Raw genomic sequence first — 15,122 nt, 5'->3', positions numbered from 1 at the left:
AAAATAGAAAAGGTAATTTATGTCAAAAGAAACACTGATTTTGTTATATGGCGGCCGTTCCGCTGAGCGTGATGTCTCGGTACTCTCAGCCGAGAGTGTTATGCGAGCAGTGAATTATGATAAATTCTTGGTCAAAACTTATTTCATTACTCAAGAAGGTGATTTTATAAAGACTCAGGAATTTAGCAATCGGCCCTTGGATTCGGAAAAATTAATGACCAATGAAACTCTTGTTCTTTCTCAAAAAATAAAACCTAGTGATATTTATGAAGAAGGAGCTGTCGTTTTTCCTGTCCTTCATGGACCAATGGGAGAAGATGGTTCTGTTCAAGGATTTTTGGAAGTTTTAAAGATGCCTTATGTAGGAACCAATATACTGACTTCCAGCGTAGCTATGGACAAGATTACAACCAAGCAAGTTTTGGAAAGTATCTCTATTCCTCAGGTGGCTTATGTGACTTTTATTGAAGGAGAAGATGTAGAGGCTAAGCTGGCTGAGGCCGAAGCTAAACTGACTTATCCAGTGTTTGTCAAGCCGGCCAATATGGGATCAAGTGTGGGTATTTCTAAGGCCAGTCATCAAGCAGAGCTGAGAGCAGCAATTGAGCTTGCTTTGAAATACGACAGCCGTATTTTAATTGAACAAGGTGTTGATGCACGTGAAATTGAAGTCGGTATTCTGGGAAATAAGGATGTTCATACAACCCTGCCCGGAGAAGTTGTCAAAGATGTCGCTTTTTATGATTATGAAGCAAAATACATTGACAATAAAATTACCATGGCTATTCCGGCAGCAGTTGATGACAGCACGGCTGCAAAAATGCGCTCATACGCGGCGGCAGCTTTCAGAACTTTAGGAGGTTGCGGTTTGTCGCGCTGTGATTTCTTTTTGACAGCTGAGGGAGATGTTTTTCTCAATGAGTTAAATACCATGCCCGGCTTCACCCAGTGGTCCATGTACCCGCTGCTTTGGGAAAATATGGGACTTACTTATCCGGAGTTAATTGAAACATTAGTTCAGCTGGCAAAAGAGATGTTTGCCAAGCGAGAAAGCCATTTAATTTAAGCTGAGTAAAATAAAAATCAGAGATGGGATGATTCTCTGATTTTTATTTTTATGGTTATGTTTTATGCATTAGTTTTTGTAGTTCAGGGATTCGCTGCAGCTGTGGAATAACAGTCATAATCACAAGGACACGAATGGGAATCTCAAAAATTTTTAACCAGCGTCCGGCGATAAACTGAGCCATAAAAGGAACACCGTAGTAAATCTGGATGAGCAAGGGTGTAAAAATGAAGCTTCCCACCAGCATAATGACAGTAGTTGCTAAAATGACATGAAACCAGTCTTTCTGAGAAGTCCAGCTTAAGGATCTTCTATAGAAAAAAAGTCCGTACAGCAGTCCTTGAAAGGCTTCTACAAGGGTCCACCAGATGATAAAATTGCCGGCATTGCCTGAAAGGGTGTCCACAATATCAAGCAGTCCCAGAGCTATGAAGCTCCAAACAGGCCCGGCAATCATTCCGATAATAGTATTGGGAATGAAGGTCAGGCTGATTACCAGCTGCTGAGGTATAATAGGAATGGATAGTTTTCCCATGATAAAGGACAAGGCAATGGCCATAGCAAGGGTGACCAGACGCTGAACAGTCAATTGGGGAAATTTGAAAAATGATAACATATTTGCTCCTTTTAATATAAATGGAGCTGTTCATCAAGTAAACTTGAAAACAGCGGATGCAATGATTTACCGCGCGTTAGCTTCGTTGTGTGACAACATCCCATTCACACACACTTGACGCAAATCATCTACTCTGTGCAAATTACTTTGCTTTTTTTACCCAAGCAAAAAGTGATGCTCTCAGCCAAAAAATTCAGAAACAAAGGCTGTTCTTTTGGCGATGCCTCAGAAGGCCTAAAATGAAGAAATAATTTCTCCGGCTTTCAGCGGCTAAAAGACCCAATGTCTGGTGCTTAGCTTTGATTGCAAGCTTTCAAACAAGAAAGCAGGCATCCAAAGAATTATCAAAAGACAGTAATTCCCTAAAATAAGTACCCTGTTTTTAGGATGGCTGAAAAACACTGCCGCATAGGCAAGGAACAGTCACTTAATCAGTGGATAATATAATATTATATCATAAAGACATTTGTTGGCCAGTATTTATGGTATAATGGGCGTAGTGATTTTAGAATTTTCCTAAAAAGGATTTATAAATGAAATTAAGTTTATACGAGGCCGCCAAAGCTGTTGGTGCCAAAAATGATGTGACCCATTTTGAAGACCTTGCTCTTCATCAGATTGAATTTGACAGCCGAAAAATTGCGCAAGGCGATCTTTTTTTACCGCTTAAGGGTGCGCGAGACGGCCATGATTTTATTGACATGGCCTTTGCAAACGGCGCTGCTGCCGTTTTTTCAGAAAAAGAATTAGCCGATACAAAACCCCATATTTTGGTTGATGACTGTTTAAAAGCTTTTCAGGATTTAGCTCAGTATTATCTGGAAAAAATGCGTGTTGATGTGATTACTGTGACAGGTTCGAATGGCAAGACAACGACCAAGGACATGATTGCAGATATTTTGGCCAGCACCTATAAAACTTATAAGACCCAAGGCAATTACAATAACGAAATTGGCCTTCCCTATACTGTTTTGCATATGCCGGATGATACCGAAAAAATCGTTCTAGAAATGGGACAGGACCATTTGGGTGATATTGCACTTTTATCTAATCTGGCTCATCCGCACATTGCTGTGGTGACTTTAATTGGTGAGGCGCACTTGGAATTTTTCGGCAGCCGGGAAAAGATTGCCCAAGGAAAGATGCAGATTACGCAAGGAATGGATGGCCATGGTATTTTGATTGCACCGGCTGATAAGATTATCAATCAATTCTTGCCGGATAATCAAAAGATTATTCGCTTTGGCTCTGACGCGGATATTTATGTGACAGAATTAGAAGAGCATAAAGATTTTCTAACCTTTGGTACTAACTTTTTGGAGCAGAGGATCACATTGCCTGTTACCGGTAAGTACAATGCTGCCAATGCGATGATTGCCGCTTATGTAGGCAAGCTGCTGAATGTTCCGGAAAAAAAGATTGTTGCTGCCTTGTCTGAACTTCAGCTAACCCGCAATCGCACAGAATGGAAAAAAGCTGCCAATGGGGCAGACATTCTTTCAGATGTCTACAATGCCAATCCAACGGCTATGCGTTTGATTTTGGAAACCTTTTCGGCTATTCCAAGTAATGAAGGCGGTAAAAAAATCGCTCTTCTGGCAGACATGAAAGAGTTGGGCTCAGATTCTGTTCAGATGCATACCAATCTGATTACCAGTCTGAATCCGGATGTTTTGGATACTGTGATTTTTTACGGTGCAGATATTGCTGATTTGGCTCAGTTGGCCAGTCAGATATTTCCGCTGGGCAAGGTTTATTATTTCAAAAAAACAACAGACCAGGATCAGTTTGAAGAGCTGCTTAAGCGACTTAAGGAAACCCTGCAGCCTAAGGATCAAATCCTTCTTAAAGGGTCAAATTCAATGAACTTAGGCAAGGTCGTAGAATTTTTAGAAGCAGATTAACTGCTGCTTTAACTTCATTTTTAGGCGGCAGTCCAGTTTGATGATAGAAGGGCTTTTTTGGAGAAAAAAATGAATTTAATAAAAGAAGAGTGGCGCTTTTTCTTAGAAAATAAAAATAAAGTTTACCAATGTTTTTATACTATTGCACTTATAACTGTCGTTTATACATACTTTTTTAAACGTTATATGGTAGATGATACTTATGTAGAACTTACCTTATTTTCTCTGCTGCTGAGCCTTGTGACCTTTATCTGGCATCTTTATTTGCATAAGTGGTCAAGGGAAAGCTTATTTGCAGTAGTTGCAGTAGGGATCTGTTTGATCTTGCTGCCTTCTGATTTTTATTTGATAGATTTTGCTCCGGATTTTTCCTTATTGTCTTTTTTCTTACTGTCAGTTTCGGTTGATCCCAAGCAGTCCAACCTTGTTACGATTATTTTTTATGCTAAAATTCTTTTAGCCATAGGAATTTTGCTGTTTTATATCAGCGGCAAGATACCAGACGTTACCCTTTATAGACCTGCAAAACATCTGGTTCGTCATTCTTATGGTTTTATGCATCCTAATTCCCTGAGTATGTTTATCGTAAGTTTATTTTATGATTTTTCACTCATGCGTAAAAAAGTAGTGCCGCTGTCTGAACTTCTATGGCTGATTGTTTTAGGTCTTTTGGTTTTTTCAATTACGGATTCACGGACAGGTCTTCTTATTTTTGCAGTTATCTTGCTTACTTCTTTGTTTAAAAAGCAGCTGCTGGCTTACAAGATATCAGGAAAATTTGTCTTTCAATCAATTGTCACAGTCTTTGTACTTGGCACCCTGCTTTCCTATTTTTATCAGCCCAAGTCATCTGTTTTTGATTTTTTAAATTCAATATTCTCCGGCCGTCTGAGAAATGCTCATGCTTATATCAAGGCTTACGGATTTAAATTTTTGCCTAGACGGGTTCCGGATTTGCACTATGCAAACGGCGCCAGAATTTTTAATGAGAATTATTATGTTGATTCTCTCATGCGTCAGGGGATACTGGTTTATCTTTTGTTTCCAATTATGATCGGCCTTCAGACCTTAAAGAAACGATTCACCCTTTATCATTTTATCTTGATTTTGTCAGCTTTTTTGATAGCGATGATTGAAGATTATGGTGTCAGTCTTGGCATCTGTACGATTTTACTGTTTAATTACTTTGCAGTCCCTGAGGAAACATCGCATAGCACAGAAGAAATTCAAGGTCTGAAGTAGGCAGAAATTGGAAGTGCAAACCCAGCTGCTCATAAAAATAAAAAGAAAGTTTATGATGAAGGCATTTTTAACCTCCCAGCAGACACAGCCGCCCGAGATCTCCCTCTTGTGGTATCTGGTGATGATGGCTGCGCTGTTTTTATTGATTTATACTTCTGTTAAATATTACCAAAATCCTGTTTATGTCAGAACCTTTAAATTCTTTCAGGCTTTTCAGCTGACAGCGCTCTATGCTTGGTATTGGTTTGCAGCTATTCCTCTTTCTAACAGCCTGCCACTCTATCATTGCAGGCTGGCTATGTTTGCTCTTTTGCTGCTGCCTGACGGGACCAAGCTCAAGCAGTACTTTGCTTTGATGGGGACAAGCGGGGCCGTCTTTGCTCTAGGCTATCCTATCATGGATGCTTACACTTTTCCTCATATCACAGCTTTTTCGTTTATTATCGGCCATTATGCTCTTTTGGTCAATGGTTTGGTTTATCTGCTCAATCACTATGACAATAGTCTCCTCAGCCGGCGCAGTATAATTGTTTATACCTTGGGGTTTAATCTTTTTTTGGTTTTTGTTAATAAAGTAACCGGCGGCAACTATGGAATCCTGCGCTATACTCCCTTTATCAGCCAAAGTGCTTTATGGGTGAGGTATTTGGCTGTGTCCTTAGTTTTAATAGCTATGCTGCTGCTGATTGATGAGATTTTTAAAAGAACTGGGAAGAAGAGACTTGTGTTTTAAAGTATTTACAGGCAGAAGAGTCCGTTAAGGATGATCTTCTGTTTTTTTATAGCAGCAAAAGGCTTGAAGATGATTGAAAAAAAGCTGAAAATTAAGTATACTAATAGGGTTAGTATGCTGAAATAACGGAAGATTATCATTAGATGATTTCGTCTCTGATAAACATCAAAGATTGTATATGATGAATGTAAAAAGAGGATCTATGAATTTACAAGAAGAAATTAAAAAACGCCGCACCTTTGCTATTATCAGTCACCCAGATGCCGGAAAGACGACTATTACTGAACAGTTACTCTATTTTGGCGGCGAAATCCGTGAAGCAGGAACGGTCAAAGGGAAAAAAACAGGCACCTTTGCTAAATCAGACTGGATGGATATTGAAAAGCAGCGCGGAATTTCCGTCACCTCATCTGTTATGCAGTTTGATTATGCGGGCAAACGTGTCAACATCCTTGATACACCGGGACACGAAGACTTTTCAGAAGATACCTATCGGACCCTCATGGCAGTGGATGCCGCAGTCATGGTTGTGGATTCAGCTAAGGGTATTGAAGCACAGACTAAGAAATTGTTTGAAGTGGTTAAACATCGCGGAATTCCAGTCTTTACTTTTATGAACAAATTGGATCGTGATGGCCGGGAACCGCTTGATCTTCTAGAAGAATTAGAAGAAGTGCTCGGTATCGCCAGCTACCCTATGAACTGGCCTATCGGTATGGGAAAAGCTTTTGAAGGCCTCTATGACTTGTATAATAAGCGTTTAGAGCTCTATAAGGGTGATGAGCGTTTTGCAGATTTTGATAAAGGTGCAGAAATTTTTGCCAACAATCCCTTTTATGAGCAGGTTTTAGAAGATGTCGAATTGCTGCAGGAAGCCGGCAATGAATTTTCGAAAGAAGCTATCTTGAAAGGAGAACTGACACCTGTCTTCTTTGGCTCTGCTCTGACTAATTTTGGTGTTCAGACATTCTTGGACTCCTTCTTGGACTTTGCGCCAGAACCGCATGGGCATCAAACGACTGAAGGAACGATGATCGATCCGCTCAGCAAAGATTTTTCTGGTTTTGTCTTTAAAATTCAAGCCAACATGGATCCCAGACACCGTGATCGGATTGCTTTTGTTCGTATTGTTTCGGGTGAATTTGAGCGCGGCATGTCAGTGAATCTAAGCAGAACCGGAAAGAGTGCCAAGCTTTCAAACGTCACCCAGTTCATGGCAGAAAGCCGAGAAAATGTTACCAATGCTGTTGCTGGAGATATTATCGGAGTTTATGATACAGGCACCTATCAGGTTGGGGATACTCTGACTGTCGGTAAAAATAAGTTTGAATTTGAACCTCTTCCAACTTTTACGCCTGAGCTTTTCATGAAAGTTTCTGCTAAAAATGTTATGAAGCAAAAATCTTTCCATAAAGGTATTGAACAGCTAGTGCAGGAAGGGGCTATCCAGCTTTATACCAATTATCAAACGGGCGAATACATGCTGGGGGCTGTCGGTCAGCTGCAGTTTGAAGTTTTTAAACACCGTATGGAAAATGAATATAATGCCGAAGTGGTCATGACTTCAATGGGGAAAAAGACTGTCCGCTGGATTAAGGAAGAAGATCTTGATGAGCGCATGTCCTCCAGCCGCAATATCTTGGCGCGTGACCGTTTTGACAAACCTGTCTTTCTCTTTGAAAACGATTTTGCCCTGCGCTGGTTTGCAGATAAATATCCAGATGTTGAATTGGAAGAAAAGATGTAAAACAATCTTTTAAGGATAAAATATCCTTGCCTTAAGATGAGTATTAGCTGCTTAGTTATTTTGTTAAGAACTGATCGTTTCAGTTCTTTTTTGTTGGCAGAGCAGGGGTTGAAGGCTTTCCTTGGAGAGCACAAATATTTTATTTCCTTTATCTTATGCAGCAATAGTGATGAGAGCAGGTATCTTTATAGGTTATAAATGTATTTTTATTGCTTGGGGTAAAATGAAACCATCAGTGCAATTCAGTGATGCTATTCATATCATGGTTTATGTAATTTATACAGCAATTCCGATTTTTTCAAAGACGAGACGATTGCAGCTAATATTCAAACCAATGCTTCCGATGTTTGTAAAATCATGATCAATTTGAGAAGAGACAGCTTAATCATCAGCCATCGCGGTAAGGCTTAGCCTAAACTGGCAAGAGCGAGTTCAGACATTTTTTATGAGCAGCTCCCAAGGAATTTGTTCCTGTTTGGTTTTTTTGTTACAATAAAAGCGGTATAAAAACACATTGCAGTTGGTAGTCTGCAAGCATCATCAGATGTCAGTAACCTTCCCTCCAAGGTCGTCCCATACCAAATACATATCATTGAACAAGGGTTAAGCTTCCTTGTTTCTTAGTTTGGAGGGGCTGGCATGAAAATGACAGTTTATTTTGACGGTGCCTTTTGGGCTGCTCTGGTAGAGTATGTTGACATTAAGGGTCAATACAAGGCTTTTCGTTATGTCTTTGGCAAGGAGCCTAAAGACGAGGATATCCTTACTTTCATTTATCGAGATTTGGGAAAATGGCAGAGCAAGTATGCTCATATTGACACACATATTGAGGCAGGCAGCTTAACCCTTTCGCCAAAGAAAAGCAATCCCAAGCGCATGCAGCGAGAAATTAATAGGGCAAAGAAAAAGCCAATAACTTCGACCAAAGCGCAAATGGCCATGCAGGAAATTCACGACAGTTTGAAAAAAGAGCGTCGTTCTCAAAACAAACAGGAACGTGAAGCGGCCAAAGAACTCAGGTATCGGCAAAAGCAGGAAAAGCGCCGTCAAAAGAAGAAAGGACACTGATGTGTCTTGGATAAAAGACCGGAACATAAGCTCCGGTCTTTTATCTATTTGACTGCCAATAAAAAAGTATAGTTGCTTCTTTTATAGTCCACGAACAATATGAAGCAGGATATCATAAGTATACTAACAGTAAGAGTGAGGCAAATGAATCCCTTGGGGATGGATTTTAGCCTTGCTTTTTGTTATTGGTGAGATTAGGTCAAACAATATTTTGTTTTTGTTACAATTATATTGCGTTATATTTCTTTTATGTTACAATAAAGATGTAAAAAGTAATATAAAACCTGTTTACTAAAAAATCAGTTGAACAGCTTTGCTAAACAGCAGCTGTCTCTGCTCAAACACAGGGAGATAGAAGGAGAAAATCATGAAAAAAGATTATTTGGATCATCAAGCACAACGTTTTTCAATTCGTAAATACTCATTTGGAGCAGCTTCTGTTCTGATTGGCTGCCTCTTGTTTCTAGGAACTCACAATATTTCTGCCGATGAAGTAACACAGCCGCTCTCAGCGACTGAAAGGACAGTTGCTCAGCCAGCTGTTTCTGAAAATACAGTTAATCAAGATAATAGCACAGCATCATCTGTTGCTGCTCAGCCTGTAAGTGAAGCGGCTGAAGCAGAAAGCAATACGCAAACAGCAGAGGTTCCTGCAGCTAACACGAGCACTGCTATCAGCCCTACTTCTGAAAATTCTTCAGCAGTTTCCTCAAAACCAGTCAGTGAAGTCAAAACTTCTGATGTGACAAGCGAGGTTAAACCAGCCGCTCAGCCTATAGAAAAAACGGCTCCTGCAAGCAGCAAATCTGCAGTCAGCACACAAGACCGCACCGCTAGTAGCAAGGTCAGTGTAAAGGCTGTACAGTCTCATATTTCAACACAGTCAGTTCAAAAGAAAGCGAGCGCTTCAGCAGTTTCTCTTGCACCCCAAGGCAACTACACTTTTAAAAAGCAGACGCCTGTTAAAAATGAACCTAAAATGGCCAGTGTAACTCAATTCTTCTTTAATGCCGGAGATAAGATATATTATGATAAAGTTCTGGATACTGACGGGCATCAATGGCTAAGTTATATTTCCTACAGCGGCATTCGCCGTTATGCTCCGATTGGAGTAAGAGCTTCTGTTCCCGCAGCACCAAAACCAACAGCTGCAAAATCCTCTCTTCCGGCTTCTGGAACTTATCGCTTTACCAAGCAGGCAGATGTTAAAAATCAGCCTAAAATGTCCAGCCCAACCCAATTCTCCTTTTATAAGGGTGATCAGGTTTATTATGATAAGGTCTTAAATGCAGATAATCATCAATGGATCAGCTACATTTCTTACAGCGGTATCCGTCGCTATGTGGTTATTGCTTCGCTGAATTCACCAGTCAAACCGCAGCCAAAACCGTTAGCTCCGAAAGCAACTGGCAGTATTACCATTCAAAATAAGACCAGTCAGCAATTTGATGTTCTGATTTCTAAGGTTTCAAGCAATCAAGCCATTAAAGAAGTCAGGGTTTCGGTTTGGTCCGATCAAAATGGCCAGGATGATATTGTGTGGTATAAAGCTGACAAGAAGGCAGATGGCAACTATAAGGTGACTGTGAAAATCAGTGAACACAAAAATAATACTGGTAAATACCATGTTCACCTTTACTACCTGCTGAGCAGCGGTCAGCAGCTTGGTGTCGGATCTGCAGCAACAACTGTTGAAAGCCTCAAGCCAGCTCCGACAACACCAGCTAAATCAAAACTTCCAGCTTCTGGAACCTATACCTTCACAGGCAAGACGGATGTTAAAAATGAAGCCAAAATGTCCAGTCCGACCCAATTCTTCTTTAACAAAGGGGATAAGGTCTTCTATGACAAGGTCTTAGAAACGGATGGCCGTCAATGGATCAGCTATGTATCTTACAGCGGTATTCGCCGTTATGCTCCAATAGCCGTGCTTGCACAAAAGAGCGGCGGCAGCTCCAGTCAGCCGACTCCGACAGCACCAGCAAAACCAAAGCTTCCGGCTCAAGGTACCTATACCTTTACCAAGGAAGTCAGTGTTAAAAATGAAGCTAAAATATCCAGTCCGACCCAATTCACATTCAGAGCAGGTGAAAGTATTCATTACGATAAGATTTTGACAGCTGACGGTCATCAATGGATGAGCTATGTATCCTACAGTGGTATCCGCCGTTATGTTCTCTTTGCTTAACAATAAACCTCCGGAAAGTAATGCTGGTTTTACAGCACCTCTTTCGGAGGTATTTTATTTTGAAAGCGTGTTATTGCTCTATTCCAAAATAAAAAACTATCAATTTGTACTATTTATGTTATAATGGTTAGGTTGCACATACTACTAAGCTTAATAAAGCAGCTTCGCACTGCTTTTTAGAAAGAGAAAACAAAAACATTGAAATTTACAGAATTAAACCTAACAGAAGACATTCTTTCTGCTGTTGAAAAAGCTGGCTTTACTGAGCCATCACCTATCCAAGAATTGACCATTCCTCTCGCTCTTGCAGGAAAAGATGTCATTGGTCAGGCACAAACAGGTACAGGAAAAACTGCAGCCTTTGGCCTACCAACTTTAAACAAAATTAATATTGCCAGCAATCTAGTGCAGGCGCTTGTGATTGCTCCTACGCGTGAATTGGCCGTTCAATCTCAAGAAGAACTCTTCCGTTTTGGCCGTGAAAAGGGTGTTAAGGTTCGTTCGGTTTACGGTGGATCCAGTATTGAAAAACAAATAAAGGCTCTGAAGTCAGGTGCTCATATTGTTGTTGGAACGCCGGGCCGCCTGCTTGATTTGATCAAACGCAAAGCGCTTAAGCTGAATCATGTTGAAACCCTTATTTTGGATGAAGCTGATGAAATGCTTAACATGGGCTTTTTAGAGGATATTGAAGCAATTATTTCACGTGTGCCCGAAAGCCGTCAAACGCTGCTCTTTTCAGCAACTATGCCGGATGCCATCAAACGTATTGGTGTCAAGTTTATGAAAGAGCCAGAACATGTTAAGATCGCTGCCAAGGAATTGACAACAGACTTGGTTGATCAGTACTATATCCGCGTCAAGGAAAATGAAAAATTTGACACCATGACCCGCCTTATAGATGTGGAGCAGCCAGATCTTGCTATTGTTTTTGGTCGCACCAAGCGCCGGGTAGATGAGCTGACCCGCGGCTTAAAACTGCGCGGCTACCGTGCTGAAGGAATCCATGGGGATTTGGATCAGGGCAAACGCCTGCGTGTGCTCCGTGATTTCAAAAATGACAACCTTGATATTTTGGTTGCAACAGACGTGGCTGCACGCGGTCTCGATATTTCAGGTGTGACCCATGTTTACAATTATGATATTCCGCAGGATCCAGAAAGCTATGTTCACCGGATCGGCCGTACGGGCCGTGCCGGCAAGCATGGTCAGTCCATCACTTTTGTCTCTCCAAATGAAATGGGCTACCTGCAAATCATTGAAAATCTGACCAAGAAACGCATGAAAGGCATGAAACCAGCAACTGCTGAGGAAGCCTTTCAAGCAAGTAAAAAGGTTGCGCTTAAGAAAATTGAAGGTGACTTTGCAGACGAAAAAATTCGTTCCAATTTTGAAAAATTTACCAATGATGCTGAAAAATTAGTCGCTGAATTTTCACCGGAAGAACTGGCACAGTATATACTGACCTTGACAGTTCAGGATCCGGAAATGTTGCCTAAGGTCGAAATTGCCCGTGAAAAACCGCTGCCCTTTAAATTTGCAGGTAAAGGAAAAGGTGGCAATCGTCGTCGTGATGACCGTCGAGGAGGACGAGACAATCGCCGCAACCAGCGTGATGGTGGTCGTCGTGAATTTAAACGGACTTCCAATAAAAATCGGAAAGATTTTGAAAATAAAGGAAATAAACGCCCTCACCGTACATCAAATGAAAAGAAAAACGGCTTCACCATTCGCAATAAAGGTGACAGATAAGCATTCAAACTCTCTTGAAACATGTGTTTCAGGAGAGTTTTTTTGAAAAGTTTGAATATTAAGAAGAAAGTTTAGTTGCTTAGTATTAGAAATTTACTGAAGTTTTGTACTAAGAAGCTAATCTATTGTATAAACAAAGTTAATATTCCAAAAGTATTTAGAAATTTTTCTTTTTTTATTGTTAGATATCAATTCTATTAAATAAACCAACTTCCCTTGAATAAACAGAAATTAAGGATTAGAATGTACGTGTGATTTTCACAAGGGAACGTTTAGAAACATTTTATGCTTCTCTAGAAATTTGTGAAAATTAAAAAACTTGTAAGCTTGTAAGCTTACTGTGAAATTTTAGGAGGATTTTTTATGAACACAGTAACATTAGACTCAATGGCCTTTGATAATTTTGAGGTTGCAGATAGTCAACTACTCTCCACTTTAGAGGCTGGAGATGGTGTGGACTCTATACTTTCCGGTGTCGCTACTTATGGTGCAGCAACAATGGGACTTTGTGCAGTTTCTGGTCCAATTGGATGGGGACTTGGCGGTGCTTATTTACTTACATGTGCTGCTGCAGGAGGAATGATAGGTTACGGTGCAGCAACATTAGATTAGAATGATTTGATGATAGTATTTTCAATCATTTGAGGTATTGATAATGACAAAAAAATGGTCGTTTATTTTTTGTTCATCTCTGAACGTTATTGCTAATTTATTAATGATTTGGCCGTTCAATAATGGAGAAGAAACATTTTCTAGTTTATTTTTGATTATTATTACTTTGTTGCTGCTTCCTAGTTTTTTACGGACAGTTGACAATCAGATGACTTCCCTGATTAGAATCGAATCCTCGCTGCTGATTATACTTACAGTTGTTTCAATTATGCGGTTGCTATATAGAGTTGATGCTATATCTGGGACAGTTGCCAGTACAGCAGCACTTATAGCCTGTGGTTTAATAACGATGTTGCTGGTTGCTGGTATTGTCAGGTGGATAAAGACAGATAAAAATCGTTGATTGATATTTTATTTTTCTTTACTTCTAATGGCTATGTTAATAATTAGGTATATAGAGGGAATCAGCGGTGCGCTTGCTGGCAGATTTGCAGGACTTGCAATCACAGCCCCTATTTCACTAGTTTAAATGAATGGGAGATTGGAGATGATTAAAATGGAGATGATTAAAATGCAATCCATAATTTTAGGATTAGTTGGACTGTTTTTTGGAGCCTTAGGACTTGGTCTGTTATGTTATAGTTTTTCAGGCAGCTGGCTGATGACAGTTGGCGGCGCAATAATCGGCGGACTTTTAGCTGGATTGGCTGGATATTCGATTCACACCCCTATTTCCCGGTTATAATTTTCTATCAAAAATGCTGGAATTAAATGGGATGCTTAAGTATTTAATAGTATTTCATGCTTTGCCTGAGCATTCGTTATCCCCGGCTTCCATCATGGTGCCGGGGATTTTTTAGGATCTCGGATATTCTGCAAAATAAGAGCAATAAATGTGACAGATAAAAAATCAAATCTCCTGAGACAAAATGATTTCAGGAGATTTTTATGTAATAATTTTGTGCGCTGTAGAATTTTTTGTGGTCTGACAATCTTGCTAAGCGCTGCAGTCTGGATATTTATCTTATTTTACAGGAATTTTTGCTGCCGGAAGCTAAGGGTCTGCTCAGTACCGCAGACCTTTAGAGAGTAAGAGCAGTTCTGGCTGCGGTGCTGCGTATTACATAAGAAAGCGGACAGGCTTAAGAGACTGCGGGTTTTCAGTTTTTATCCTTTGTTTTTTCGGTAATGTAATGCAGTTTTTGATCGCGTGTTTTTTGTTTGAATTTTGCTTCGGCACTCATGGCAGCATTTTTGTGGTTAAATGTTTCAAAATAGACCAATTCAACTGGCAGTCTGGCTTTGGTATATTTGGCTCCCTTGCCCGCCTGATGGGCCGCTAAGCGTTTGTCAATATCGGTCGTGTAACCAGTGTAGAGGCTGCCGTCAGCACATTTGAGCACGTACATATAGGCTTTGTGATCTTTGCCAAAGTAAATATCGTGAATCTCGTTGGTATAATCACCATTATCCTTATGGACAATCAAAGGCGGCAGGAATTTCATACCATCAGGGGAACCGTCTTTAATGGCTTCAATCAGCAGCATGTTAGCCTCTTTATTAGCCTTAGGGTAGACGAACTGCACTCTTTTGGGAGCCAGTTTATATTTTTTTAACGTATCGAGGATTTCAAGAAAACGCTCAGGCCGGTGCACCATAGCCAAGCGTCCCTTGGTTTTCAGTGCCTGCTGACTTATTTGACAGATTTCGTCAAGGTTGGTTGTGATTTCATGCCGAGCTAAAAGATAGTGCTGACTAGCATTTTTCTTAGATGTCTCTGTCGCTTTGAAATAAGGCGGATTGCAAAGGATGAGGTCAACGCGAGATCTGGGTGCATGCTTCATAAGATTTTTTAAATCATCATGAACCATAGAAACCTGCCCGCTTAAACCATTGAGTTCAATAGACCGCTGTCCCATGTCAGCCAGCCGTTCCTGAATTTCAATCTCAATGATTTTGGCCTTGGTTTTAGTTGAGGCAAAAAGACCTACAGCACCATTACCCGAACAAAGGTCAACAATCAGTCCCTTGCTGGGGAATTTCGGAAAACGCGAGAGTAGGACGCTATCAATAGAATAGGAAAAGACTTCCTTATTTTGAATAATTTTAACATCAGTTGAAAAGAGCTGGTCAATGCGCTCTTTTCCCTTTAAAATCGATTTTGCCATAGTTTTTATTATAGCAAAAAAGCAGC

Annotated in this window: 13 protein-coding genes and 1 riboswitch; of the genes, 11 read left to right on the top strand and 2 right to left on the bottom strand. The window is 40.3% G+C overall.

Annotated elements, in window-relative coordinates:
• Nucleotides 1-19 precede the first annotated feature (19 nt).
• Nucleotides 20-1,066, top strand: coding sequence for a D-alanine--D-alanine ligase (locus tag SRA_RS07130; RefSeq protein WP_003089269.1), 1,047 nt, complete (start codon nucleotides 20-22; stop codon nucleotides 1,064-1,066).
• Nucleotides 1,067-1,121: 55 nt separating this feature from the next.
• On the opposite strand, the gene SRA_RS07125 is transcribed toward SRA_RS07130, so the two are convergent.
• A complete protein-coding gene (locus tag SRA_RS07125) occupies nucleotides 1,122-1,682 on the bottom strand; it encodes a folate family ECF transporter S component (protein ID WP_003089267.1) in 561 nt (186 codons plus the stop codon).
• Between the two features lie 48 nt (nucleotides 1,683-1,730).
• Nucleotides 1,731-1,820, bottom strand: a riboswitch (THF riboswitch).
• 395 nt (nucleotides 1,821-2,215) lie between these two features.
• Between SRA_RS07125 and SRA_RS07120 the strand changes: the two genes are divergently transcribed.
• From SRA_RS07120 to SRA_RS07070, 10 genes are all read left to right on the top strand, one after another.
• Nucleotides 2,216-3,586, top strand: coding sequence for a UDP-N-acetylmuramoyl-tripeptide--D-alanyl-D-alanine ligase (locus SRA_RS07120; protein WP_003089265.1), 1,371 nt, complete (start codon nucleotides 2,216-2,218; stop codon nucleotides 3,584-3,586).
• A 69-nt stretch (nucleotides 3,587-3,655) separates the two neighbouring features.
• Nucleotides 3,656-4,828 carry a hypothetical protein gene (locus SRA_RS07115; protein ID WP_003089263.1) on the top strand — a complete coding sequence of 391 codons (1,173 nt, stop codon included), beginning with the start codon at nucleotides 3,656-3,658 and terminating at the stop codon, nucleotides 4,826-4,828.
• A 55-nt stretch (nucleotides 4,829-4,883) separates the two neighbouring features.
• On the top strand, nucleotides 4,884-5,561 hold the full coding sequence (locus SRA_RS07110; RefSeq protein WP_003089262.1) for a YwaF family protein: 678 nt from the start codon (nucleotides 4,884-4,886) through the stop codon (nucleotides 5,559-5,561).
• Nucleotides 5,562-5,763: 202 nt separating this feature from the next.
• Nucleotides 5,764-7,308, top strand: coding sequence for a peptide chain release factor 3 (locus SRA_RS07105; RefSeq protein WP_003089258.1), 1,545 nt, complete (start codon nucleotides 5,764-5,766; stop codon nucleotides 7,306-7,308).
• A gap of 639 nt (nucleotides 7,309-7,947) precedes the next feature.
• The gene (locus SRA_RS07095; RefSeq protein ID WP_003089251.1) at nucleotides 7,948-8,376 is read left to right on the top strand and encodes a YjdF family protein; all 429 of its coding nucleotides are present in this window, start codon (nucleotides 7,948-7,950) and stop codon (nucleotides 8,374-8,376) included.
• Between the two features lie 367 nt (nucleotides 8,377-8,743).
• Nucleotides 8,744-10,564 carry an SH3 domain-containing protein gene (locus tag SRA_RS07090; RefSeq protein WP_003089249.1) on the top strand — a complete coding sequence of 607 codons (1,821 nt, stop codon included), beginning with the start codon at nucleotides 8,744-8,746 and terminating at the stop codon, nucleotides 10,562-10,564.
• 198 nt (nucleotides 10,565-10,762) lie between these two features.
• On the top strand, nucleotides 10,763-12,316 hold the full coding sequence (gene cshA, locus SRA_RS07085) for a degradosome RNA helicase CshA (protein WP_003089246.1): 1,554 nt from the start codon (nucleotides 10,763-10,765) through the stop codon (nucleotides 12,314-12,316).
• 363 nt (nucleotides 12,317-12,679) lie between these two features.
• Nucleotides 12,680-12,928 carry a hypothetical protein gene (locus SRA_RS07080; protein ID WP_003089243.1) on the top strand — a complete coding sequence of 83 codons (249 nt, stop codon included), beginning with the start codon at nucleotides 12,680-12,682 and terminating at the stop codon, nucleotides 12,926-12,928.
• 43 nt (nucleotides 12,929-12,971) lie between these two features.
• Nucleotides 12,972-13,331 (top strand): hypothetical protein, encoded by a 360-nt coding sequence (locus tag SRA_RS07075; protein ID WP_003089240.1) that lies wholly within the window; start codon nucleotides 12,972-12,974, stop codon nucleotides 13,329-13,331.
• A 144-nt stretch (nucleotides 13,332-13,475) separates the two neighbouring features.
• A complete protein-coding gene (locus tag SRA_RS07070) occupies nucleotides 13,476-13,673 on the top strand; it encodes a hypothetical protein (protein ID WP_003089239.1) in 198 nt (65 codons plus the stop codon).
• 415 nt (nucleotides 13,674-14,088) lie between these two features.
• Here the strand turns inward: SRA_RS07070 and SRA_RS07065 are convergent, their stop codons facing one another.
• Nucleotides 14,089-15,096 carry a GIY-YIG nuclease family protein gene (locus SRA_RS07065; RefSeq protein ID WP_003089235.1) on the bottom strand — a complete coding sequence of 336 codons (1,008 nt, stop codon included), beginning with the start codon at nucleotides 15,094-15,096 and terminating at the stop codon, nucleotides 14,089-14,091.
• Between the last annotated feature and the right edge of the window lie 26 nt (nucleotides 15,097-15,122).

Source organism: Streptococcus ratti FA-1 = DSM 20564 (genome assembly GCF_000286075.1).
Classification (GTDB): domain Bacteria; phylum Bacillota; class Bacilli; order Lactobacillales; family Streptococcaceae; genus Streptococcus; species Streptococcus ratti.
This window is presented reverse-complemented; position numbering and strand designations above follow the sequence as displayed.